This window comes from Clostridia bacterium, from assembly GCA_035628995.1.
Lineage (GTDB): Bacteria > Bacillota > Clostridia > Lutisporales > Lutisporaceae > BRH-c25.
In genome coordinates this window covers 235,548-259,676 of the sequence record DASPIR010000033.1, presented here as the reverse complement: position 1 = coordinate 259,676, position 24,129 = coordinate 235,548, and the positions used below count along the sequence as shown (strand labels likewise).

Here is a 24,129-nt window from a genome sequence, read left to right as displayed (position 1 = left end):
AATCCTGCTATATATCTCATAATGAGATATATAGCAGGATTTTTCATTTTACATCTCTGATTTTACAAGAGCTAAATACAACAGAAAATTTGGTATGACTCTTGCTATATAAATTAAATGGATAGATGGGTCATGACTTGCATTAAGGAAGTCTTTGAAAGACCTGATTAAGAGGCCAAATAAAAAGAAAGATTGATGATACATTTAAAGGCCTTAATATTAAAATTATTGAAAAGGTGATGAATATGAAAAATTTTGTAAGCTCAAAAGTACTGAACCTGCAGCCGTCAGCAACTGTTTCAATATCCGACAAAGCGAGAAAGCTCAGGCAGGCGGGTTTTGACATTATAAATCTAGCCGGGGGAGAGCCTGATTTTGATACTCCAAGGAAGGTAGTCGATGAGGCTGTAAAAAGTATTAATATCGGTTATACGCATTATGTGGACAGCAAGGGGATTATTGACTTAAGAAAAAAGATAGCCGAAAAGCTGTATAGCGAGAATAATATTGAGATTGACTATGAGAATGGGATAATAGTAACAGCAAGCGCAAAATATGCACTGTTTCTGGCTTTATTCACATTCATTAACATAGGAGATGAAGTTCTGGTATTTGATCCAAGCTGGGTATCCTACAAGCCCCTTATAGAAATGTCAGGAGGCGTTCCGGTACCGGTTCCTCTGAATTACAAGTCAAATTTTGCAATAACTGAAGAAAGTCTTTTGAAATATGTTACACCTAAAACAAAAGCACTGATTCTGAATTCGCCTAATAATCCAACAGGAAGAGTTGTCTCAAGGGATGAGATGAGTGCGATAGTAAGCTTTATACAAAGGCATGACATTCTCCTGATTTCGGACGAAATATATGAGAAAATCATATTTGACAGTAATAAGCATATAAGTCCCGGAAGCTTTAGCAAGATAAAGGACAAGGTTATAACAGTAAACGGATTCTCCAAGGCGTTTGCTATGACCGGATGGAGACTTGGGTATCTTGCAGCACATCCTGAACTTATCAAGGAAGTTTTAAAAGTTCAGCAGCATACTCTGACCTGTGCAGGTTCTTTTATACAGCAGGCAGCAGTACATGCATTTTCATGTGAGAAGGAAGTCATGGATATGACCGAGGAATACAGTAGAAGAAGGGATTTCTTTGTAAAAGTCCTCAATGAGATACATGGTGTGGAATGCAGATATCCCCAAGGTGCTTTTTATGTCTTTCCCAATATAGACTACAAGGGTATGGATTCCATTGAACTGTGCAGTTATATAATTGAAAATGCAAAGGTAGCCGCAACTCCCGGAAGCGCATTCGGAGCAGGTGGAGACAAGTGCATAAGGATGTCCTTTGCAACAGAGATGGAAAACCTTGAGAAGGCCGTCGAAAGGTTGAGCAAAATATTCTAAAAGCTATAGAACTATCGCTTCTTATGAACCTTAACAGTTGAGAGTCTTACATAACTCAGTTTTTTGAAAAACTGATAAGAATGTAGTTGAATTTGAAGTAGTAACCCCGAGTTTAGTTTTTAGCTGTTAAAATATGGCCTTGTGCTTAAAAAAGGTTATGCTACTATTAAGATCATTTGTTGTGTGTCTATGTATAGCAAATCCAAGCGGCATAACCTATTAGGGAGGTGGATATTTAAACTTCATAAATCAGGATTTTTTAAAGAAAGGAGTTGAGTTAGGAAAACTAATGTTATTCCTTTTATGGACAGATATGGAATCAACAGTAGAAACAGGATAATGATTATAAGTAAGGGAGGAACATAAATTGTCACAAACAAAAAATAACGAAACTGTAATAATAAATAATGTAAACGAAACAAAAAAGAAATTATTTGAATTTCCTCATGCGTATGTAATACTGCTATCATTAGCTTTATTTGTTGCATTACTGTCTTACATAGTACCGGCTGGTTCCTTCGACAGGGTAGTAGATGCAGTTACAAAGAAAACATTAGTTTTACCTGGTAGTTACCATCAAATTGCTCAGACTCCAGTTCAGATAGGTACGTTTGTAAAAAGCATACATGCAGGCTTTGTTGAAGCAGCATATTTGATATTTTTTATCTTCTTTGCTTATTTTTATATTTTTACTGTTCTGAAATCAGGATCTATGAATGGAGCAATAAGGAAGTTGATAGAAGTAACAAAAGACAGGGTCGAATTGGTAATTCCTATTTTTATGATATTCTTCGGCGTACTTGGTACTACATGTGGATCATTTGAAGCAACTTATGGGTTGATACCGGTATTCGTAGGGATAGCTATAGCTCTTGGATATGATGCCATTGTAGGTTTGTGTATGGTTGAAATGGCTGTACTTCTAGGATACTCAACACCAACAATAAATCCGTTTACACTTGGATTAGCGCAGACCATCGCTGAACTGCCACTATTTTCGGGACTAGGGTTCAGAATATTTGCGTTTATTATTACAATCAGTGTTGGTATCTGGTTTACCATGAGATATGCCAAAAGGATAAAAGCAAATCCCAAAGAGAGTCTTGTTTATGGTATGAATTTTGGTGATTTAGCCATATCTAAGGATGACCTGATGAATGCACCGTTTAATATTCGTAATAAAATAATAATGTCTGGTTTCATATTCACAATGGTTATGCTGGCAGTAGGTGCTTTGAAACTTAAATGGTATATAAGCGAATTTGCAACTCTTTTCTTAGTAATGGGTGTAATAAATGGCTTAATCGCAGGTTGGAGACCGAGTAAAATAGCAGATATCTTTGTTGAAGCCTGTGCTGGAATGGTTTTTGGAGCTTTTGTTGTTGGCGTGGCAAGATCAATACTATTAGTGATGAATGCAGGAAACATTACAGATACAATTATTTATAGTATTTCTCAGCCTTTGCAAAAACTACCTAGTGCGCTAACTGCTCAAGGAATGTTGATTGTGCAAACAATAATAAACTTTTTCATTTCATCAGGAAGCGGACAAGCAGCAACTATTATGCCTTTAATGACGCCCTTATCTGATTTGGTTGGAGTTAACAGACAGGTAGCGGTATTGGCATTCAACTTCGGTGATGGAGTTTCAAATCTATTTTGGCCTACCAACCAAACTCTAATATTTTGCGCTATAGCTAAAATACCGTTTGGCAAGTGGTATAAATTCTTTTTACCATTGGCAGGAATTCTTATTGTAACGCATATGATACTTCTTGGTGTGGCACAAGCTATAAATTTAGGGCCATTCTAAATAGAAACTGACTTTAAGCTCTATTTATTAACTGGATACTATTTCTGGTATTGTTTGTGAAAGGAAGAAGTTAAACATGAGAATTTTAATTATTAACCCAAACAGCGATTTAGGAACGAATATAATAATGCAAAAAAAAGCAGATGCTTTTGTGAATGGAGCTTATGAAGTTGACTGCGTAAATGTAAAAAATGCACCAAAACTGGTATCTTCTTATGAGGATTATGTAAAATCCACTCCGGAAATGATTGATATTGTTAGAAATAGTGGGGATAAGTATGATGCGTTTATTGTAGCATGTCATTCGGATCCCAATTTAGATGTACTAAGAGAAATAACGGATAAACCAGTAGTTGGAATCGCTGAAGCCTCCATGAAATTTGCATCAATGATGGGAAATAGCTTTGCTGTAATTTCTCCATCAAAAAAGTCTATTTCAAAGAAATTAGCCTTAGCAAGGAAATATCACTGCAATGATTTACTTAAAACAATAAAGGTACCAAAGAGTAGTAATGAAGAGGATTTATTGGAAGCATCGAAAAGAGCAGTGGAGGAAGCTGATGTAGACGTTATAGTTTTAGGTTGTGCAAACTATGCAAATGCGGATAAGTACATTGAGAAACAGCTAAAAGTACCAGTGCTTGATGGCATTGCGTGCGCTTTGATTTTAGCATCAGGTTTAGTGGCATATAAAAAGTATAAGGACTAAAAGAAGTATGGAAAACCTATATCGCAATTATGAAGCAAAGTTCACGATAGCAGCATTATCCCAATCATTTTCCTGTAAATCTGCTTGACGTGCGGAATTGCGATATAGGTTTTCCCAAAGCATACTTTCTTAAACAGTATTGTAACTCGATAAGACTTAACTCGGAAGTCCAAGGGATATCCTCTGAGTTGGAGGAAATATTTAACCATTTACAATTGGAATACTTTAGCAGAACAATATTAAACCATTTGTTTGCAGAATTATCATACAAAAAGAAATATTTAGAATATTTAAAATAAAAGAAGGATTTTGTCGAGGAATGTAGAATTTAATTATGCAGATGAGGGACAGATGTCCATCGTAGCGGGACACAATCTTTGTAAAAGGCTATTATTTCACGATATTTCATATAGGCTTTCAATATTTCTATTATGTAGACAAAAATTCGTTTTATTTTTGTTTCGATGAAGGAGTTTTGAAAACTAAATGGAATTAATACAACATAAAAATGGGACAGCTGTCCCAAAATTAGGAGGGTGAAATAATGGCATCTAACACTTCAATAGAAATTATTAAGAAAATATCCGGAATCATGGACATTCTTCTGAATACAGAGGAAGATCTGGGAGTAAGAGAATTATCAAGATTATGTGATATTCCCAAAAGTACGGTTGGCAGAATACTTTCTTCATTAGAAGAAGAAGGTTGGGTTTGCCAAAGCGAAGATACTAAAAAGTATCGTATAGGGTTAAAAATGCTGAATTATGCAAATAGGTGGAGACTTGACTTAGAACTGGTAAAACAAAGCAGTGGGTATATGGAAAATTTGGTAAAGGCTACTAGACAAACCGCAATACTAACCGTTTATGATAAAAAGCTTGGGGGAAGATGTATTAACAAATTAGAATCAGATAGTACAATAAAGCTTGTTTCCTCAATAGGCAAGCCAATCCCACTTCATGCTGGTGCCACAGGTAAAATGATACTTGCATATTTACCTGAAAATATAAAAAAGGATATCAGTGAAGGACCATTATCAAAGTTTACACCTAATACTATTATAGATCCAATAGCTTTAGAAAAAGAATTGGATGATATAAGAAAGAAGGGATATGCAACAAGCGTGGAAGAAATAGACCCAGGTGCTTCGGCAATTGGAGCACCGATATTTGATGAGAAAGGAGGATTGGTTGCCGGTTTAAGTATTGCAGGTCCGAAATATGATTTTGATGGTAGATTTGACGAACTAGTACCTATAGTTGTGGAAACTGCGAGAGAAATATCGGACAAGCTAAAAAATTGCAAAAGGAGAGATTAGTATGATTGAACTTATTATCAAAAATGCAAATGTTGTTACAGAAGATGGAGTTTTTTTTGGAGATGTCGCAGTTGACGATGGTAAAATAGTATCCATTGGCTTACTTTCAGGCAGTATGGATGCTAAGGAAGTTATTGATGCAGAAGGAAAGTATTTACTTCCTGGAGGGGTAGATCCGCATGTCCACGTTAGATATCCAAGTCATCCTGAGCGCGGTACATTTGAAACTGAGACACGAGCAGCTGCAGCAGGTGGTGTAACTACAATTATTGAGCATCCAATTTCAATGCCACCTCAATATTCATCGGAAATACTTTTATCCAGAGTTAAGTCTGCTGAAGAACAGTCAGTTGTAGATGTAGCTTTTTTAGGTGCAGCAGGCGGAGAAAAAATAATGTATATCAGAGAAGTTGCAACTGCCGGTATAGTAGGGTATAAAACTTTCCTTCATGCAGCTCCCGAAGGAAGAGATAAAGAGTTTGTAGGTCTTACAATGAAGGACAATTATGAGCTGTATAAAGGATTTAATGAGGTAAAAGAAACAGGACTTCCAATGTCTGCACATGCTGAAGATAACGATTTGATTTCCGGGTTAATTAAGGAATTCAGGGCAAATGGAAAAACAACAGGCATAGATCACGCAAAATCAAGACCCTCAATAACTGAAGTATTATCTGTTGAAAGATTACTAAGGTTCAGTAAAGAAACAGGGGTTATACTTTATCTTGTTCATATTTCAACGCCTGAAGCGGTAAGGGTAGCTAAAAAAGCAAGGGAAGCCGGACAAAAGATATATATTGAAACCTGTCCTCATTACCTGTATCTGAATGAAGAAAGTCTTGTAAAATATGGTTCCTATGCAAAATGCAATCCACCTTTACGTTCAAAAGAAGAAGCTGATGGAATGTGGGAATTTGTTATGGATGGATCTATAGACACTATCGGCAGTGATCATTCACCATTTACTGTGGAAGAAAAAGAAAGGAATAAGGAAGATATATTTGTAGCACCGTCAGGCTTCCCTGGAATAGAATCAAGACTACCACTTATGATGACTGCAGTTAAGGAAGGGAAAATTAGTCTTAGCAGAGCAGTAGACCTATTAAGCACAAATCCAAGTAAAATATTCGGTTTATATCCGAAGAAGGGTGCAATAAAGATAGGCGCAGATGCCGATTTTGCTCTAGTGGATTTGGAAAAAACCTTTGTTCTTAATCACAATCATTGGCTTACCAAAGCAAAGGATATTGGTATGGTATACGATGGAAAACAAGTATGCGGCAAGATTATGAAAACTCTGGTAAGAGGCAAGTTGGTTTATGATGCAGGAGAAATAAAGGTTGAATCAGGCTATGGAAAGTGGGTCAAACCGGTAAAAAATGTTTAAAAAATTAAAGAAGGAGTGATAATCCATGATACCTGGAAGCTTAATAGTCATGTGGGTGATATTTGGAATTCTATGTGTAACTCCATTTATATATTGTACGATAAAATATCATAAAAAATAAATTATGAGGAGGATTTATAATGGAATATGCAATAGTTATATCAGTTTTTTTGCTTGCATTATTGCTTATAGGTATGTACGTATCTAGAAAGATTAAGAACGAAAAAGACTGGATGGTAGCGGGACAAAGTTTAGGAGTAATACCGCTTACAGGAACATATTTCGCTACAATTATCAGTTCTGTATCCGTTGTAGGTTATCTTGGATATTACTATAATATGGGATGGGGCGGATGGTGGAACTGGGCAGGAACTGCACTGACAGGAGTAATATCTGCCTTCTGGTTTGCCAGAAAAATCAGGAGTTTTGGAAAGGTTACATTATCCGACTATATAGAAGAAAGATACGGAAGAATTCATGGCATAATAGCTGCTATTGTAATTTTCTTTGCTATGATATTTTTCACCTCTGCACAGTTAGCCGGTAGTGCAGCAATTATAACAACTACATTAGGTATAGACAGAACATTGGCAATTATTGCCTTAGCAGCTATTTTTATACTCTTCACCGTAATGGGAGGTATGGAATCAGTTGCATGGACAGATACTTTCTGCACTGTAATTATTTTTGTTGGTGTATATGCCCTTCTTCCAAAAGCAGTTGGAGCAGCTGGAGGTATAGCTGAGATACACCAAACCCTAGCTCAGACTAGGCCTGCCGCATTAGATCCATTTGCTGGAGGCGCATTGCCTTTAGGAGTAATACTTTCATGGATAGCTACATGGGGTATAGGTAATTTTGGTGCTCCTCAATTTATTACCCGTTTTAATTCTGCTAAAGATGTTGAGACAGCAGAAAAAAGCCAGGGTTATTGTGGTATATTGTTATTAGCTTTATATTTACCGATAATGTTAATAGCACTTTCTGCGATTATATTATTTCCAGGAATACCGAAGCCTGACTCAGTGACACCTTTTATTGTAAAGGAACTTATGAATCCTTGGTTCGGAGCTGTAGTAATGGCTGGATTACTTGCAGCATCAATATCTACAGCTGACTCAGTACTTCTTCTTGGTAGTACAACATTTGTAAATGATATTTATACGAAGGTACTAAAGAAGGATGCAAGCTCGGAGCAAATTCTAAAGATTTCAAGATTAGCAACAGTCGCAGTAGGCGTAATAGCAGTAGTATTTACAATTATGACGAATTCAACAATTATGTGGATACAAGCAAATGCCGTTGGATTTATGGGCTCTATGCTAGCCATGATTGTACTTATAGGATTTGCTTGGAAACGTGCTAATTCACAAGGGGCTATGGCCGGTATGATAGTAGGATTGGCTACGGCTGTAATATGGTATATTCTGGGCAAACCATTCGGATGGTTCCCAATTTTGCCGTCAATATTCACATCAACTCTAGCCTTAGTTGTTGTAAGTCTGGTGACTCCTCCACCACCAATTGAAGTTCAGGAAAAGTTTTTTAAGAAAAAAGACGTTGGTGTAAAAGTTTTAGCTAATAATCAAAATGTATGAAGATACAAATATTATATGCAATGCTTTGATTAAGGGAGTGAACAATGAAAATCAATGAAAAAAGGCTACTTGAAAATATTGAAAATGTAGGAAGTATTGGAAGAGAAGCAGACAACGGAATCACAAGATTAGCGTATAGTAAAGAGTATAAAGAGGCGTCAAATATCCTAAAAGAATTAATGGAAGCTTCCGGATTAGAAGTTCATATAGATGGGGTCGGTAATATTTTCGGACGCAGAAAGGGGTTACAGGATGATTTGCCTTCTATCATGGTAGGTTCTCATTTGGATACAGTAAAAGGTGGAGGACTATATGATGGAAACTTAGGCGTAAATGCAGCACTGGAAATAATAAATGTCTTGAATGAATCTAATTATATTACCAAGCATCCAATAGAAGTAGTAGCCTTTAATGCAGAAGAAGGAAATGAAATGGGTGGTACCTTTGGAAGCAGGGTTATGTCTGGACTGCAAGATCCCAATGCGAGTTGGTTAGATGAAAAGCTTCTGAAATATGGTATGGTGAAACAAGATGTCAAGAATTCAGTAAGGGACATGAAGACAATTAAGGCATTTTTAGAACTACATATAGAACAAGGCGGTAGTTTGTATGCAAAAGGGTTACCTATTGGAGTTGTAAATGGTATAGTTGGAATTACTAGATATAATATCGTTGTTACAGGAGAAACTAACCATGCGGGTACAACACCAATGGGTCTGAGAATAGATGCATTAACAGGTGCCGCAAAATTGATCGGGATAATTGACTCGGTATCCAGGAGTATGGGTGATCCGTTTGTATCTACAGTTGGTGTATTGGAGGTCTTCCCATGCTTTGTAAATGTAATACCAGGGCGTGTTGAGATGTCTCTAGACATGAGAGACTTAGACCAGAGTAGAATAGAGTGTGCAATAAAACAGATTGAGTTATTATCGAAGGGTATAGAAAATGTAGGGATCAATCTTAAATTTGATATAAGCAAGCCACCAGTTAAAACCGATAAGAATATTGTTGGCATAATTGAAAAAGTTTGCCAAAACAAAGGGCTTGAATATCAAGTTATGCCAAGTGGAGCAGGGCATGATGCCAAGGCTACTGCTGAATTTATTCCTACTGGTATGATTTTCGTTCCAAGTATTTATGGCAAAAGTCATTGCAAAGAGGAAGATACTGAGCCTATTGACCTAGTCAGAGGTACAGAAGTATTACTGGATACACTTATGGAGATAGACAAAAATTTGTAAAATGTAATGGTATTAGGTTTTCAATGGATTCCTAATATGGGAAAGTAATTATTATATTTCCCATATTAGGAATTTTTATATTATTTCCAAGACTTCACCCTCTATGATGAATACGTGCTTGCTCCTGGCAATTGAAAAAACAGTCGACCTTCAGTTAAAAGAGTATTAGAATACAATATTAATTCTCAAAATAAGACCAATTTCTAATTTTAAGAGGAAAAATCCTGCTATATATCTCATTATGAGATATATAGCAGGATTTTTCATTTTATATCTCTGATATTACAAGGGTTAAGCACAACCAAAAATTTGGTATGACTCTTGCTATATATATCGGACAGGAGGTGAATATGAGAAATTTTATAAGCTCAAAGGTACTGAACCTGCAGTAAGTGATGATAGCTTCAAAAAAGTAATATTGAGCAATTTAGGTATGCATATTATTATGGAATTAATACTTTCATTAATTACGGGAATAGCATTTTCAATGTCGCCTGTCAAATTAAATGCATAGCTGATATTTGGTTACCTTTGTTCTGTTGGACCATGTCTTGCAGACATGAGATATGATTTAAAACAGGTTGGATACCGAGAGGCAGAGGTCGGAAAATGGAACATGAGTTATATGGAAGAAAGCAACAAATCGCCGCAGTTTAAGGATATATAGAGATAGGAGGGTATTAATTGGCTGGGAAGTATGAAATCATTATTAATCAGAAATGGTGCAAAAACTGTGGAATATGCGCAGCTTTTTGTCCTCAAAAGGTTTTAAGTCTTAATGATAAAGAGGTTTTGGTAATAAGCGACAAAGATAGGTGCTCAGGATGTCGTCTTTGTGAATTTAGATGCCCTGACATGGCTATATCAGTCGCGAAAATGGAGGTGGTTTAAATGTCAAAGTATCAGCTTATGCAGGGAGATGAAGCCTGTGCAATGGGAGCAATTAAAGCTGGTGTCAAGTTTTGTGCGGGTTATCCTATTACACCGGCTTCTGAGATCATGGAGATATTGGCGGAAAAATTACCTGAATCTGATGGAGTTTTCATACAGATGGAAGACGAAATAGCTAGCATGGGGGCTATCATTGGTGCCTCAGTCATGGGATTCAAGTCGATAACGCCCACTAGCGGACCAGGATTTGATTTGATGCAGGAGAACTTGGCATTTGCAGCGATGGCGGAAATCCCCTGCGTAGTTGTGGATGTGCAAAGAAGCGGCCCTAGTACCGGAGGGGCTACAAATCCCGCTCAGGGCGATTTGTTTCAGGCGAAATACGGGAGATCCGGAGATTGTCCAAGTATTACTCTCTATCCGAACTCTGTCAAGGAAATATATAAGATGACAATACATGCCTTTAACTTGTCTGAAAAATATATGACTCCTGTTGTGCTGCTAATGGACGAGACTATAGGGCACCTGAAGGAAAGCATATGTTTGGACGATTATAAAACTATGGAAATCGTCAACAGAGAAGTACCGACTCTTTCTCCGGAGGAGTACCATCCCTATGCTACTGACGAGAGCGGCATTGTTAAGTTGATGCCTTTCGGTAATGATAAAGGATACCGTTATGTCATAAATGGCATGCATCACACTATAGACGGTATGCCGAATCTTAATAGGCCAAATACCTATCAGACTATTGAGAGAATAAACGGTAAGATTGACCGAAACCAACAAGATATATGGCAATGGGAAGAGAAAAATACTGATGATGCAGATATCCTGATCATAGCTTGCGGTTGTGTATCACGTTCTGCCAACGAGGCCATGAGAATTGCGAGAGATTCGGGATACAAGGTTGGTTTGTTTAGGCCTATTTCTATATGGCCGTTTCCTGCAGAGCCATTGATGAAAGCAGTTAGAAATGTTAAAACAATAATAGTGCCAGAATTGAATCGAGGCCAATTGATACATATAATTAAAGAATTTGTGCCGGATACTGTAAAGGTAGTTCCACTCAATATTTTTGATGGTTCAGTAATTATGCCTGATCAAATCATTAAGGCACTGGAGGAGGCTGTAAAATGAGTATTAAGCAATATATAAAAGAAAAGGAGTTTCCTCTCTTTATCTGCCCGGGGTGTACACATGGGACGGTTACAAATTCTTTCCTGCGTGCTGTAGAAGAGTTACAGCTTGATAAAGACAGCACAGTTATAGTATGTGCTATAGGATGCGCAGGACGTATACCTGTATATCTGGACTTTAATGTTTTGCGTGTTACCCATGGGCGTGCGCTGGCATTCGCAACCGGAATAAAGCTTTGCAGACCAGATATAAAAGTTATAGTATTTATGGGTGATGGTGATGCAGTTGCGATAGGGGGCAATCACTTTATTCATGCAGCCAGACGTAATATTGATATAACTGCTGTTATATCTAGAAATGAAATCTACGGTATGACTGGTGGACAATATGCTCCGACAACTCCGGAAGGTTATAAGGCTACGACGGCACCTTTTGGAATGATGGAACCTTCTTTTGATATATACAAATTGGCTGCTGGTGCAGGCGCAACCTTTGTGGCCCGCAGTGACGCCTATCATGTTACGCATCTTCAAAAAACAATGAAAGATGCCCTCACGCACAAAGGATTTTCTGTACTTGAGGTTTTAACGAGTTGTCCAACTCAATTTGGACGCAGGAATAATATGGCAGATCCGGTAAAAATGGTGGAGAGAATCAAAGATATTACTGTGATGAAGGATGTAGCTGATAAAATGTCTCCTGAAGAACTGAAAAATAAGGTTGTTATTGGAGAATTTGTAAACAGTAGACGACCAGAGCTAACAGAAATATATGCACAGATGTCCAAAAGGAAATAAACCAGCTGAAATATAAGTGGAATATTAATAAGGAGTGATTGGACAATGAAAAGCGAGAAAATATTTCAGGTACGTTTAGGCGGATTCGGTGGACAAGGGGTTGTACTGGCAAGCAAGATTCTGGGGGATGCCTTATCAAGAGAGGGATACAATGTTCTTCAGACTCAGTCTTACGGAATTGAGGCAAGAGGCGGCGCTACGTGTGGGGAAGTGCTATACGGCAATTGTGAGATTAATTATCTGAGGGTAGTAGCCCCGGATATTCTCCTAGCTTTAAATCAGGATGCATTGAATGAATACGTTAAAGATGTTCCCCAGGGAGGATTTGTAATTTACGATGATTCTAATATGGAGGTTCCATTTGCAAACAACAACTTACAAGTATTTGGAGCACCTCTAACAGATATTGCCATTAAAGAAATGGGAAATAAAATGTATCTAAATATTATTGCTCTGGGGTTTATTAATGGAATTACAAAAATGACGAGTCTTGAAAACTTAGAAGGTGCTATAGAAAAGCATTTTGGTACTAAAATCGGAAATAATCTGATAGCTTTGCACAGAGGCTACCAAGAAGCGGGAAAGTTACTTCAGAATGTATGAGGTGAGGTGAAAGTTATGAAGCTATATGAATACCAGGGTAAAGCCCTATTCGCAAAATATGGTATAAAAACTCCAAAAGGGATTGTGGTTAACTCAGCGGCAGATATTGCAACAAAGTTGCCAGAGGTCAGCTTACCTGTAATGGTTAAAGCACAGGTTTTGTCAGGGGGACGCGGTAAAGCCGGCGGAGTTGTATCTGCTTCCCAAAATGCAGAGGTTGCGGAGCTCGCAAAGAAAATGCTGAAGTCCAAGCTTGGCGACTCTAAGATAGATGCGCTGCTTATAGAGGAGAGAGTCGATTTTGTGGAAGAATATTATCTGTCCATTACATTGGACAGCATTAGCCGAATGCCGGTGATTATTTTTAGTGCCAGCGGCGGAATGGATATAGAAGAAATTGCGGTACAGAATCCGGAAAAAATCAGCAAAACCCTCGTTGACCCGCTTATGGGTCTACAGGGATTTAATTTTGAAAATCTGTTCAAACATAGCGGTATAACCGATAAGGCAATAAAAGATCAGCTTAAGGATATTGTAGCGGCTTTGTATAAAATATATGAAGATTATGATGCCATGCTTGTTGAGATCAATCCTTTGATGCGACTTGCGGATAATTCCATTGTTGCCGCGGATGCGAAGGTCGAGCTTGATGACAGTGCTGTATACCGTCATGGGGATTTACTGCAATGGCGCGATACCATGGAGGTTGACCCCTTGGAAAAAATGGCCCGGGACGTGCGGTTCCTGTATATAGATGTGAATTCAGATGGAAATGTGGCAGTTATAAGCAACGGTTCAGGCATGATCATGTCCTGCATGGACCGGATAGCTGGAGAGGGCGGTCGGGTATTATGCGCTCTGGATCTGGGAGGCGGTGCTAGTTCCGAGAGGGTAGCAGAAGGCATAAAAATAATGCTGCAGAATAATAAAGTTGAGATGCTCCTGATAAGTATTTTCGGTGGGATCACCCGTTGTGATGAGATTGCCGGAGGTATTGTAAAGGCAGTGGACGAAATGCATATATCCGTTCCTATTGTTGCCAGACTTGAAGGTACGAACAAGGAAAAAGGCATGGCACTTTTGGAAGCTGCCGGTAGCCGAGATATCTTGATTGCTCATGACCTGGAAGATGCAGCCCGAAAGGTTATGCTTGCACAAAAGAAATGAATAGCAAAATAAGGAGGTGGATGAAGTGAGTATATTGGTAGATAAGTCGACGCGACTTTTAGTTCAAGGAATAACCGGGCGTGAAGGTCAGTTTCACACTACCAGAATGATGGAGTATGGGACAAATGTCGTAGCAGGGGTTACACCCGGACGTGGAGGTACGTACATTGAGGGGGTTCCAGTTTTTGATTCTGTGGAGGAGGCAGTACGGGAGCAAGGAGCCAACGCTGCAGCCTTATTTGTTCCACCCCATGCTACCTTGGGTGCCATTCTGGAGTCCATGTCTTCCGGTATAAAACTTATTGTCACAATTGCCGAAGGTGTTCCAATCAAGGATATGAGAAAGGTTTACCATATAAACCGGGCTATACCGGATGTGACTGTCATAGGTCCTAATTCTTTCGGGGTGATTTCGCCGGGGCTATGTAAGGTTGGATTCATGGACCACAGGATATATTCCAAAGGCCCGGTAGGCTTGATGTCCAGAAGCGCAACAAATTCTTATGAAACAGTCAACGAGATGACCAAGGCAAAAATCGGTCAGTCTACTTGCGTAGGCGTAGGCGGCGATGTGATACCCGGGACTTCCTATATCAAGCTGCTTCCGTTATTTGAGAAGGATGAGGAGACAAAAGCAATTGTAATAATCGGTGAAATTGGCGGAACGGATGAAGAAGCAGCAGCTGAATATATTAAAGCTCACATTAGTAAGCCTGTAATAGCCTACATTGCCGGAAAAAATGCTCCAAAAGGCAAGAAAATGGGACATGCAGGCGCAATAGTGAGTGCAAACGGCATAGGAAGTGCACAATCGAAAATTGAAGCTCTGTCAGGAGCCGGAGTTAAAATTGCCGATAGTCTGGACCAGATAATTGTACTGCTGAAAAAAGTACTTTAAGAAAGTGGTATAATTACTGTGGTTTTCTGCAAGGAAATCCGGGAAGAGAAGGCTTTCGGAAAATAAAGTAATGGTGTGAGAGGTCAGGGAAATTTATTCTAATTTCCCTCCTGCTCATTTTTTTTGATGCTGCCTGCATCATAAAAGATTCGGAAAATCCAGCATAAAGAATACTCACAGATGGCAAGGGACAGTCTTGAAATTATGTATATTCACGCAAATCCGTTTTTCGGGAGGTAGGTTTATAAATGTAAATAGAACATCTCCGGTAGACAATTTAGCTATAAACAATAAATAATTGGAGGATTTTATATGGATATCAAAAAGGAATCTATGAGGCTTCACAGGGAGTGGAAAGGTAAAATAGAGGTTATAAGCAGAGCACCGGTAAATAACAAAGAGGATCTGTCACTAGCTTATACCCCGGGAGTAGCTGAAGCATGCCTGAAAATACAGAAGAACCCAGACCTATCGTATGAATTGACAAGAAGATGGAATATGGTTGCAGTCGTAACTGACGGTACAGCTGTTTTGGGACTCGGAGACATAGGACCTGAAGCGGGTATGCCTGTAATGGAAGGTAAATGCGTTTTATTCAAAACCTTTGGTGATGTTGATGCATTTCCGCTATGTGTGCGCTCCAAGGATGTCGATGACATAGTGAAAACAGTGAAGCTCCTTGCCGGAAGTTTCGGAGGAGTCAATCTGGAGGACATATCCGCGCCCAGGTGTTTTGAAATAGAGAGAAGGCTTAAAGCCGAATGCGATATCCCGATATTTCACGATGACCAGCATGGGACGGCTGTTGTAGTACTTGCCGCTATGCTTAACGCATTAAAGATAGTCGGAAAGAAAATAGAAGACATTGAAGTGGTTGTAAACGGCTCGGGTGCTGCCGGAATTGCGGTAACAAAACTCCTTATGAGCATGGGGCTTAATAGAGTTATTCTGTGCGACAAAAAAGGCGCAATTTATGAAGGCAGGGAAAACCTCAATGACGAAAAGGTTCTTATGGCAAGGATATCAAATCTGGAGAAAAAAAAGGGCAACTTAAAGGATGTATTGGCAGGAGCAGACGTATTTATCGGAGTGTCGGCCCCGGGTGTTCTAACACAGGATATGGTCAGAAGCATGGCAAAGGATCCCATAATATTTGCAATGGCCAATCCTGTTCCGGAAATTATGCCGGAGCTTGCCTTGGATGCCGGAGCAAAGGTAGTAGGCACAGGACGTTCCGATTTCCCGAACCAGATCAACAATGTTCTAGCTTTTCCCGGAATATTCAGGGGGACCTTGGATGTAAAGGCCAAGGATATTAATGACGGTATGAAGGTAGCAGCGGCAAGAGCATTGGCATCACTTGTCGGTGAACATGAGCTTAAGCCGGACTATATACTGCCGCTGCCCTTTGATGCAAGGGTAGGCAAGGCTGTGGCGGAAGCTGTAGCGAAAGCTGCAAGAGAGACCGGAGTGGCAAGAATATAAAAATTCACATTGCCGAATAGTATTCTGAAAGTTGTATATGATATTTTGCTGTGTTATTATGTATTTGGACATAATAGCACGGCTTTTTTATAGGTACGAGATATGAGGTATGGGAACGTATAACACAGATCTGTTTTCTACCCAGCCGTGTATTCAGTGTTACTCGTTACTTTATCTTACTGTTAACTAGAGACTAAATATTAACAGTGTGACTAATAATACTATTGTAACTATAATAGTCATTTTTTTGGAGGAGTCATTTTGAATACAAAAATTTTTATTCTGGAGGAAAGCAATATTGATTCTGATATAATTGAAAAGGCTGCAGAGATAATTAGGAATAACGGCACTGTGGTATTTCCTACCGAAACGGTATACGGCCTGGGAGCTAATGCCATGTCCGGGGAAGCCGTCAACGGGATATTCAGCGCCAAAGGAAGACCTAATGACAATCCCCTGATTGTACATATTTCTAATATGAATATGCTTCTATATCTTATCGGGAGTCCTCTTAGTGATGAAGCCAAGCTGCTCATTGAGAAATACTGGCCGGGACCTCTTACGCTGATTTTTAAGAAGTCCAGAAAGGTACCCTATGAGGTGACAGCGGGGTTGGATACTGTCGCAGTAAGGATGCCTGATAACAAAATTGCTTTGGAGCTTATTAGCAGAAGTGAACTGCCTATTGCAGCACCCAGCGCCAATATTTCAGGCAAGCCAAGCCCCACACTGCCTGAGCATGTTATTGATGATATGCAGGGCAAGGTCGATATGATACTTTGCGGCAGCAAAAGCCGCATAGGGGTAGAGTCAACGATTTTGGATCTTTCAGGAGAAATGCCTGTGGTGCTAAGACCGGGAGGCGTGACCTTGGAAGAGCTTGAAGGCGTACTTGGACCTGTGAGGATTAATCGGGGAAGAGTAGGAGAGACAGAAGTGCCGAAGGCTCCGGGTATGAAGTACACCCACTATGCTCCCGAGGCCGATATGATTATTGTCAAGGGGGAACTGGAAAGCTTAAAGAAGAAGATACAGGAACTTGTAAGCGAGAATGCGGGCAAAGGCTTGAAGGTTGGAGTGCTGGCCTCTGATGAGACCGAGAGCTATTACAAGGACTGCAATGTGCTTTCCCTCGGAAGCAGAACAAAAACAGAGGTTATAGCGTCTAATATATTCGAAAAGCTTAGGGAGTTTGACAAGCTGGGGGTAGACATAATATTTGCAGAAGCTTTGGATGAAAAGCATATGGGCATGGCTGTCATGAACAGGATGAAAAAAGCAGCAGGCTTCAATATTATTGAGGTGTAGGTATGAAAAGGATATTGTTCGTTTGCACTGGGAATACATGCAGAAGCAGCATGGCTGAAGCACTTATGAGAGACTCGCTGGAGAAGGAAGGGCTCGCAGGGGAGTATTTTGTGAGCTCCGCAGGGACTTCTGCTTTTCCCGGGATGCCGGCCTCACATAATGCTGCAGAGGCGCTGAAGGCTGTAGGCATAGATTTATCCCAGCATTTCTCCAGTATTATTGATAATGATATAATTGACAGTGCAGACCTTATATTGACTATGACATCGTCGCATAAGAAGCGTCTGCTCCAGCTGAGATCTGATGCAGCTTCAAAGATATATACTCTGACTGAGTATTGTGAAGCAGCAGGTAATAAAGATATATATGACCCCTTTGGAGGGGATATAGATATATATACAAATTGCAGGGATGAAATCAGCAAGTACATAGAAATGTTGATTAAAAAGTTTAAGGCGAAAGGGGAACACTAATTTGAAAATTGCAGTTGGAAGCGACCATGGAGGTTTTTTGCTTAAAGATGAACTAATGAAACATTTAAGAGAAAAAAATATCGATTTTGTTGACTTGGGTTGTTTTACTACTGAATCAGTGGATTATCCCGATATCGGACAGGCGGTAGGAGAAGCAGTTGCAAAAGGCGAGTATGACAAAGGAATAATCTGCTGTGGAACTGGCATAGGCATTTCAATTTCAGCAAATAAAGTTCCCGGAGTAAGAGCAGCCCTCTGCGGGGATTGCTTCTCTGCCAAAGCATCGATAGAACATAATGATGCCAATGTGCTTGCCCTGGGGGAGAGAGTTACCGGAGCGGGACTGGCAAATATGATAGTGGATATATGGCTAAGTGCAGAGTTCCAGGGTGGACGACATGGAAGAAGAGTAGAAAAAATTGCAAAAATAGAAGAAAAATATAATAAATAATACATATGAGGAGGAGTTAAAGTGAAGCAGTATAAAAATGTTACAGTTATGGATCATCCGCTGATTCAGCATAAGCTTACAATTCTGAGGGATAAGAACACAGGGGTGAAGGAGTTTAGGGAACTGGTTGAAGAACTGGCATTGCTCATGGGTTATGAAGTGACAAGAAACCTTACAGTTGAGGATACAGAGGTAGAGACACCTATATGCAAAACCCAATCCAAGGTTATCGCAGGTAAAAAGCTTGGTATAGTGCCTATACTGAGGGCTGGACTGGGCATGGTGGATGGAATGCTGCGCTTGATTCCCGCTGCAAAAGTGGGGCATATAGGACTATACAGGGATCCTGAAACCTTGAAACCCGTTGAATATTACTGCAAGCTTCCTTCTGATGTAGCTGAAAGAGATCTTATTGTGCTTGACCCGATGCTGGCTACCGGTGGTTCTGCAGCAGCGGCAATATCCTTCCTTAAAGAAAAAGGAGCAAAAAGCATAAAGCTGGTAAACCTGATAGCTGCTCCAGAAGGCATAGAGACTGTTGCCAAAGCCCATCCTGATGTAGAGATATATGTTGCGGCAGTTGATGAGAGGCTTAATGAACATGGATACATAGTACCTGGACTTGGTGATGCAGGAGATAGGCTTTTTGGTACAAAGTAGATTAAATATAGTAATGGCAGTAAAGGAGTGAAAGGCGTGGATAGGAGAGATAAATACAATTACTATTTGGATATTGCAGAAACTGTATTAGAGAGAGGGACATGCCTTAGAAGGAATTATGGAGCTATTATTGTAAAAAACGATGAAATAATATCTACCGGCTATAGCGGAGCGCCAAGAGGCAGAATGAATTGCAGCGATTTAGGCTATTGTATCAGGCAAAAGTTAAATATACCCAGGGGGCAGAACTATGAGAAATGCAGAAGTGTACATGCGGAGGCTAATTGCATAATATCAGCAAGCAGAAGAGATATGATAGGAGCTACATTATACCTGGTGGGAAAAGAAATGGAATCAGGTGACTATATAGAAAATTCGAATTCTTGCGCGATGTGTAAAAGGTTAATATTAAATTCTGGTATTGAAAGAGTTATTATCAGAGACTCTTCAGATAAATACAGGGCTAATGAGGTAAACAAATGGATTGAAGATGATGATTCTTTAAGTGAGTTTATGGGATACTAAAAAATTCGTTTTAATTTCGATTTATATGGGAAGAATAAACGTGTATACCCAAAAACCATTGCAAATGTTGATTTGACAATAAATTTTCCTTGCAGTAAAATATTTATTATGGAGTAAAGATTTACTAAGGAAATAAGAGCACTTGGGAGTGATAAAATGACAAGTAACATTATAGCACTTATAATCGCTGCGTCTGTCGCTTTTGCGGCTACACCGCTGATGATCAGACTGGCTAAGCTTGTAGGCGCTATAGATGTACCTAAAGATAACAGGAGAGTGCATAAGCTTCCTACCCCGAGATTGGGAGGCCTGGCAATTTTTCTTGGCTTTATAGCGGCACTTTTTTATAAAGACGGCTTCAAGCCTGAGATGTTTGGTATTTTAATCGGGGCTTCAATAATCGTAACCTTGGGATTCTTTGATGATATAAAACCGCTTTCAGCAAAGTTTAAATTACTGGTTCAGATCATTGCAGCAATTATAGTTATACACAGCGGAGTAAGGATAAATGCTGTTACCAATCCACTGTTTTTTATGTTCCCGGATTCTCCGCTTATCAGGTTTGGCGTATGGTCATATCCTTTGACTTTGATATGGATAGTAGGGATAACAAATGCTATTAATCTGGTAGACGGACTTGATGGTTTGGCAGCAGGGATTTCTGCTATTTCGGCAATTACCCTTTTGATTGCTGCTATGAGTACGGGGCAAGAGCTGGCAGCTTTCCTGGCAGCGATATTGGCAGCTTCAACCATTGGTTTTCTGCCATATAACTTCAACCCGGCAAAGATATTCATGGGGGATTCAGGAGCATTGTTTCTAGGTTTCATGCTCTCGGTTATTTCTGTTACAGGTGCACTTAAAAGTGCAGCAGCCCTATCTATTCTGATACCAATATTTGCAATTGGACTGCCGATATTCGACACCTTATTCGCAATGGTAAGAAGAACTTTAAGCGGAAAGTCAATGATGCAAGCGGACAAGGGACATTTGCATCATAAGCTTCTGGAAGCAGGTATGAGTCAAAAGCAGGCTGTTCTGACACTGTACAGCATAAGTGCAGTACTAGGCTTCAGTGCGGTTGCATTGGTTGAGGTATCGTTGAAGGTTGCATTTGTACTGGTATTCGCGGTTTTTCTCTTGGCCTCTATGGGGGCAAAGCACTTAGGTCTAATAGAGGTGGATCAGGGAAGCAATAAAGCAGATTTGTAAATTAATTGCAAAGAAACATAGGGACGGAACCACTGAAGACACTGAAATCCACTGAATTCACGGCAGATAAACAATATTAGTTACCGTGGGATTCCGTGGGAAATCCGTGTGTTCCGTGGTTTTTGTTCCTTTATTTTTAAGGAGTTGAGATTTTGATAAAAGTACTATCTATATTCGGGACAAGACCGGAGGCTATAAAAATGGCGCCTCTGGTAAAAGCGTTGAAGGCAGACAGCCGGTTTGAGTCATATGTATGTGTTACTGCACAGCATAGGGATATGCTTGATCAAGTATTGGATATATTCGATATACAGCCGGACTTCGACCTCGACATAATGAAGGACAGGCAGACTCTTACAGACATAACCGTAAATGCTCTGGCTGGACTTGAAAAGGTAATAAAGGAGCTGCAGCCTGACATCATACTTGTTCATGGGGACACGACCACCACCTTTGTAGGTTCATTAGCCGCTTTTTACAATAAGGTTCAGATAGGTCATGTGGAAGCGGGCTTAAGGACCTTCAACAAATATTCTCCTTACCCGGAGGAAATGAATAGGAAGCTTACCGGAGCAATGGCGGATATACACTTCTCTCCCACAGCTACATCAAAGGAGAATCTTTTGAGGGAGGGTGTCAAGGAAGAAAGCATATATGTAACAGGCAACACTGCCATAGACGCATTAAAAACTACAGTAAACAAAAGCTTTGAGTTTTATACAGAAGAACTAAAGAAGCTTGATTATGACAAAAAGAGGATTCTAATGGTGACTGCCCACAGGCGGGAGAACCTGGGCGAGCCTTTGGAGAACATTTGCAGAGCTCTTAAGACTATAGCAGAAACCCATGAAGATGTGGAGATAGTATATGCAGTGCATAAGAATCCTGCTGTCAGAGAGACTGTTTTTGGAATATTGGACAATATGCCGGGAGTACATCTTTTAGACCCTCTGGATGTGGATGAAATGCACAATCTTATGGCTAGGTGCTTTATGGTGCTTACAGACTCTGGAGGACTTCAGGAGGAGGCTCCTTCTTTGGGTAAGCCGGTGCTGGTACTCAGGACTGAGACTGAAAGACCGGAAGCAATAGAGTTTGGTACCCTAAAGCTCGCAGGGGTAGATGAAAAGAATATTCTTGAGCTTACTGAGACTCTGCTTACTGATGAAAAGGAATATCTCAAAATGGCCAATGCAGTAAATCCATATGGTGATGGTCATGCTTCAGCCAGGATAATTGATAGCCTGCTTTATCATTTTGGGGTTGAAGAGAACAGACCGGAGGATTTTCGACCGGAGTAGTGCCTGTGCCGGATAATCGGCAGCTTTCTGGTATTGCCCTAAGCTGTTAGGCTCTTGCTGGAACTCTTTTGAAATATACTAAAATGTCTTAGATGTCAGGATATAAGATGCCGAAATTTAGGCTATAACTGGAATGGCCCTGTAAAAAAATCATGTAAGAACTTATACACTCATTGGGAAATGGGTGTATTTCTACTAATTCTGCGTTGTACTATATTTGGCATATAATTTGCATATGTTAAATAAGTGTCAAAGTCTCCGCAATATCCATTACCCAGATATGTGACTGGATTTGCGACGGAAATAATTTGGAAGTTATGCAATATTTATAATACTTTGGAGGTGGAGTTGTGAACAAAATAAAAACTATCGATGAAGCTGTGAGTTACATAAAAGACGGTATGATTGTAGCCGTTGGAGGATTCATGGGTGCAGGGACTCCGGAAAAGCTCGTCGATGCCGTTATTGCTAAAGGCATCAAGAACCTTACACTTATTTGCAATGATACAGCCTTTACTGATAAAGGAGTAGGCAAATGGGTAGTAAACAGGGTGGTAAGCAAGGTAATAGTATCTCATGTAGGAACCAATCCTGAGACAGGCAGACAGATGAATGCAGGAGAGCTGGAGGTGGAATTGGTGCCTCAGGGGACTCTTGCAGAAAGAGTAAGGGCTGCAGGTGCAGGATTAGGTGGAATACTTACTCATACAGGCGTTGGTACGGTAGTGGAAGAAGGAAAGCAGAAAATAACTGTTGATGGAAAGGAATATCTGCTGGAGCTTCCTCTCAAGGCGGATATTGCCCTTCTCAGAGGCAGTATTGTAGATAAGAAGGGGAATGTTTATTACAGCAAGGCAACAAGGAATTTTAACCCGCTAATCGCTACAGCAGCTGATGTTGTTATAGTCGAAGCAGAGAAACTTGTAGAAGTCGGAGAATTGGAAGCTACAGATGTAATGACACCATCAATATTTGTGGATGTAATAACACAGTAAAGGAGTGAATCAAGTGATCCAAGATAAGGATAGAAAAAGAGAAGTCATAGTCAAGAGAGTTGCAAAAGAGCTGAAGGATGGGGACTTGGTCAATTTGGGCATAGGAATGCCTACACTAGTTGCTAATTACATCCCGGAGGGGATTGATATACTGCTTCAGTCTGAAAATGGTTATGTAGGGTTGGGGCCAACTCCTGAGGCGGGCAATGAGGATCCGGACGTTGTAAATGCGGGAGGACAGCCAGCGAGCGTGGTACCTGGGGGAGCATTTTTTGACAGTGCTATGTCATTTACGATAATAAGAGGTGGACATCTTGATATAACAGTGCTTGGAGCACTTCAGGTAGATCAGGAGGGGAATCTTGCCAACTGGATGATTCCGGGCAAGATGGTTCCTGGAATGGGCGGAGCTATGGACCTTGTGGCAGGCGCCAAGAAAGTTATAATAGCGATGGAACACACAGCAAAGGGTGAGCCAAAAATACTTAAAAAATGTAATCTTCCTTTGACTGCAAAAGGAGAAGTAGACCTTATAGTTACTGATATGGGAGTCATTGAGGTTACACCGGAGGGACTGCTTCTGACTGAAATAGCACCAGAGACTACGGTTGAAGAAGTAATAAATGCAACTGAAGCAGTGCTTAAAATTTCTGGAAGCCTCAAGGTAATGGATGTATAAAATAATTTAATGTTTTAAAAAAAGGCGGCAATTTATTGCCGCCTTTTTTCGTTCTCTTTAAACTGA

23 protein-coding genes are annotated in these 24,129 nt (G+C 39.9%); all 23 read left to right on the top strand.

Features of this window, described 5'->3' with window-relative positions; all coding sequences use genetic code 11:
- Nucleotides 1–245: 245 nt before the first annotated feature.
- The 23 genes from VEB00_15535 to VEB00_15425 all read left to right on the top strand — a co-directional run bounded on the left by VEB00_15535 (nucleotide 246) and on the right by VEB00_15425 (nucleotide 24,063).
- Nucleotides 246–1,409, top strand: coding sequence for a pyridoxal phosphate-dependent aminotransferase (locus VEB00_15535; GenBank protein HYF84427.1), 1,164 nt, complete (start codon nucleotides 246–248; stop codon nucleotides 1,407–1,409).
- A gap of 367 nt (nucleotides 1,410–1,776) precedes the next feature.
- Entirely contained in the window at nucleotides 1,777–3,222 is a 1,446-nt protein-coding gene (locus VEB00_15530) for a YfcC family protein (protein ID HYF84426.1), read from the top strand.
- 76 nt (nucleotides 3,223–3,298) lie between these two features.
- Nucleotides 3,299–3,931 carry an aspartate/glutamate racemase family protein gene (locus VEB00_15525; GenBank protein ID HYF84425.1) on the top strand — a complete coding sequence of 211 codons (633 nt, stop codon included), beginning with the start codon at nucleotides 3,299–3,301 and terminating at the stop codon, nucleotides 3,929–3,931.
- A 544-nt stretch (nucleotides 3,932–4,475) separates the two neighbouring features.
- Entirely contained in the window at nucleotides 4,476–5,249 is a 774-nt protein-coding gene (locus tag VEB00_15520) for an IclR family transcriptional regulator (GenBank protein ID HYF84424.1), read from the top strand.
- 1 nt (nucleotide 5,250) lies between these two features.
- On the top strand, nucleotides 5,251–6,636 hold the full coding sequence (gene allB / locus VEB00_15515; GenBank protein HYF84423.1) for an allantoinase AllB: 1,386 nt from the start codon (nucleotides 5,251–5,253) through the stop codon (nucleotides 6,634–6,636).
- A 140-nt stretch (nucleotides 6,637–6,776) separates the two neighbouring features.
- Nucleotides 6,777–8,234, top strand: a complete 1,458-nt coding sequence (locus tag VEB00_15510) for a sodium:solute symporter family protein (protein ID HYF84422.1) — start codon at nucleotides 6,777–6,779, stop codon at nucleotides 8,232–8,234.
- 44 nt (nucleotides 8,235–8,278) lie between these two features.
- On the top strand, nucleotides 8,279–9,478 hold the full coding sequence (locus tag VEB00_15505) for a M20 family metallo-hydrolase (protein HYF84421.1): 1,200 nt from the start codon (nucleotides 8,279–8,281) through the stop codon (nucleotides 9,476–9,478).
- 684 nt (nucleotides 9,479–10,162) lie between these two features.
- Complete coding sequence (locus VEB00_15500; GenBank protein ID HYF84420.1) at nucleotides 10,163–10,369, top strand: 4Fe-4S binding protein; 207 nt, start codon at nucleotides 10,163–10,165, stop codon at nucleotides 10,367–10,369.
- Nucleotides 10,370–11,509 carry a 2-oxoacid:acceptor oxidoreductase subunit alpha gene (locus VEB00_15495; protein HYF84419.1) on the top strand — a complete coding sequence of 380 codons (1,140 nt, stop codon included), beginning with the start codon at nucleotides 10,370–10,372 and terminating at the stop codon, nucleotides 11,507–11,509.
- Complete coding sequence (locus VEB00_15490) at nucleotides 11,506–12,306, top strand: thiamine pyrophosphate-dependent enzyme (GenBank protein ID HYF84418.1); 801 nt, start codon at nucleotides 11,506–11,508, stop codon at nucleotides 12,304–12,306. Before VEB00_15495 ends, VEB00_15490 begins: the two co-directional genes overlap by 4 nt.
- Before the next feature lie 45 nt (nucleotides 12,307–12,351).
- Nucleotides 12,352–12,909 (top strand): 2-oxoacid:acceptor oxidoreductase family protein, encoded by a 558-nt coding sequence (locus tag VEB00_15485; GenBank protein HYF84417.1) that lies wholly within the window; start codon nucleotides 12,352–12,354, stop codon nucleotides 12,907–12,909.
- A gap of 15 nt (nucleotides 12,910–12,924) precedes the next feature.
- Complete coding sequence (gene sucC / locus VEB00_15480; GenBank protein ID HYF84416.1) at nucleotides 12,925–14,076, top strand: ADP-forming succinate--CoA ligase subunit beta; 1,152 nt, start codon at nucleotides 12,925–12,927, stop codon at nucleotides 14,074–14,076.
- Nucleotides 14,077–14,101: 25 nt separating this feature from the next.
- Nucleotides 14,102–14,974: a succinate--CoA ligase subunit alpha gene (sucD, locus tag VEB00_15475; GenBank protein HYF84415.1), complete on the top strand. Its 873-nt coding sequence runs from the start codon at nucleotides 14,102–14,104 to the stop codon at nucleotides 14,972–14,974.
- Nucleotides 14,975–15,286: 312 nt separating this feature from the next.
- A complete protein-coding gene (locus tag VEB00_15470; GenBank protein ID HYF84414.1) occupies nucleotides 15,287–16,459 on the top strand; it encodes a malic enzyme-like NAD(P)-binding protein in 1,173 nt (390 codons plus the stop codon).
- Between the two features lie 261 nt (nucleotides 16,460–16,720).
- Entirely contained in the window at nucleotides 16,721–17,767 is a 1,047-nt protein-coding gene (locus VEB00_15465; GenBank protein ID HYF84413.1) for an L-threonylcarbamoyladenylate synthase, read from the top strand.
- A 2-nt stretch (nucleotides 17,768–17,769) separates the two neighbouring features.
- A complete protein-coding gene (locus VEB00_15460; protein HYF84412.1) occupies nucleotides 17,770–18,240 on the top strand; it encodes a low molecular weight protein arginine phosphatase in 471 nt (156 codons plus the stop codon).
- Nucleotide 18,241: 1 nt separating this feature from the next.
- Entirely contained in the window at nucleotides 18,242–18,691 is a 450-nt protein-coding gene (gene rpiB / locus VEB00_15455; GenBank protein ID HYF84411.1) for a ribose 5-phosphate isomerase B, read from the top strand.
- Between the two features lie 48 nt (nucleotides 18,692–18,739).
- Nucleotides 18,740–19,351 (top strand): uracil phosphoribosyltransferase, encoded by a 612-nt coding sequence (gene upp / locus VEB00_15450; GenBank protein HYF84410.1) that lies wholly within the window; start codon nucleotides 18,740–18,742, stop codon nucleotides 19,349–19,351.
- Between the two features lie 36 nt (nucleotides 19,352–19,387).
- Nucleotides 19,388–19,876 carry a cytidine deaminase gene (locus VEB00_15445; protein HYF84409.1) on the top strand — a complete coding sequence of 163 codons (489 nt, stop codon included), beginning with the start codon at nucleotides 19,388–19,390 and terminating at the stop codon, nucleotides 19,874–19,876.
- 156 nt (nucleotides 19,877–20,032) lie between these two features.
- Entirely contained in the window at nucleotides 20,033–21,088 is a 1,056-nt protein-coding gene (locus tag VEB00_15440) for an MraY family glycosyltransferase (GenBank protein ID HYF84408.1), read from the top strand.
- A gap of 149 nt (nucleotides 21,089–21,237) precedes the next feature.
- Nucleotides 21,238–22,389, top strand: coding sequence for a UDP-N-acetylglucosamine 2-epimerase (non-hydrolyzing) (gene wecB / locus VEB00_15435; protein HYF84407.1), 1,152 nt, complete (start codon nucleotides 21,238–21,240; stop codon nucleotides 22,387–22,389).
- A gap of 350 nt (nucleotides 22,390–22,739) precedes the next feature.
- On the top strand, nucleotides 22,740–23,384 hold the full coding sequence (locus VEB00_15430) for a 3-oxoacid CoA-transferase subunit A (GenBank protein ID HYF84406.1): 645 nt from the start codon (nucleotides 22,740–22,742) through the stop codon (nucleotides 23,382–23,384).
- Nucleotides 23,385–23,397: 13 nt separating this feature from the next.
- Nucleotides 23,398–24,063, top strand: coding sequence for a 3-oxoacid CoA-transferase subunit B (locus VEB00_15425; protein HYF84405.1), 666 nt, complete (start codon nucleotides 23,398–23,400; stop codon nucleotides 24,061–24,063).
- Nucleotides 24,064–24,129 lie beyond the last annotated feature (66 nt).

Coding starts and splice junctions, on each gene's coding strand:
- VEB00_15470 (HYF84414.1), top strand. CDS start 15,287: ATGGATATCAAAAAGGAATCTATGAGGCTTCACAGGGAGTGGAAAGGT.
- VEB00_15520 (HYF84424.1), top strand. CDS start 4,476: ATGGCATCTAACACTTCAATAGAAATTATTAAGAAAATATCCGGAATC.
- VEB00_15505 (HYF84421.1), top strand. CDS start 8,279: ATGAAAATCAATGAAAAAAGGCTACTTGAAAATATTGAAAATGTAGGA.
- VEB00_15485 (HYF84417.1), top strand. CDS start 12,352: ATGAAAAGCGAGAAAATATTTCAGGTACGTTTAGGCGGATTCGGTGGA.
- VEB00_15510 (HYF84422.1), top strand. CDS start 6,777: ATGGAATATGCAATAGTTATATCAGTTTTTTTGCTTGCATTATTGCTT.
- VEB00_15490 (HYF84418.1), top strand. CDS start 11,506: ATGAGTATTAAGCAATATATAAAAGAAAAGGAGTTTCCTCTCTTTATC.
- VEB00_15460 (HYF84412.1), top strand. CDS start 17,770: ATGAAAAGGATATTGTTCGTTTGCACTGGGAATACATGCAGAAGCAGC.
- VEB00_15535 (HYF84427.1), top strand. CDS start 246: ATGAAAAATTTTGTAAGCTCAAAAGTACTGAACCTGCAGCCGTCAGCA.
- allB (HYF84423.1), top strand. CDS start 5,251: ATGATTGAACTTATTATCAAAAATGCAAATGTTGTTACAGAAGATGGA.
- VEB00_15525 (HYF84425.1), top strand. CDS start 3,299: ATGAGAATTTTAATTATTAACCCAAACAGCGATTTAGGAACGAATATA.
- VEB00_15440 (HYF84408.1), top strand. CDS start 20,033: ATGACAAGTAACATTATAGCACTTATAATCGCTGCGTCTGTCGCTTTT.
- sucC (HYF84416.1), top strand. CDS start 12,925: ATGAAGCTATATGAATACCAGGGTAAAGCCCTATTCGCAAAATATGGT.
- upp (HYF84410.1), top strand. CDS start 18,740: ATGGATCATCCGCTGATTCAGCATAAGCTTACAATTCTGAGGGATAAG.
- VEB00_15495 (HYF84419.1), top strand. CDS start 10,370: ATGTCAAAGTATCAGCTTATGCAGGGAGATGAAGCCTGTGCAATGGGA.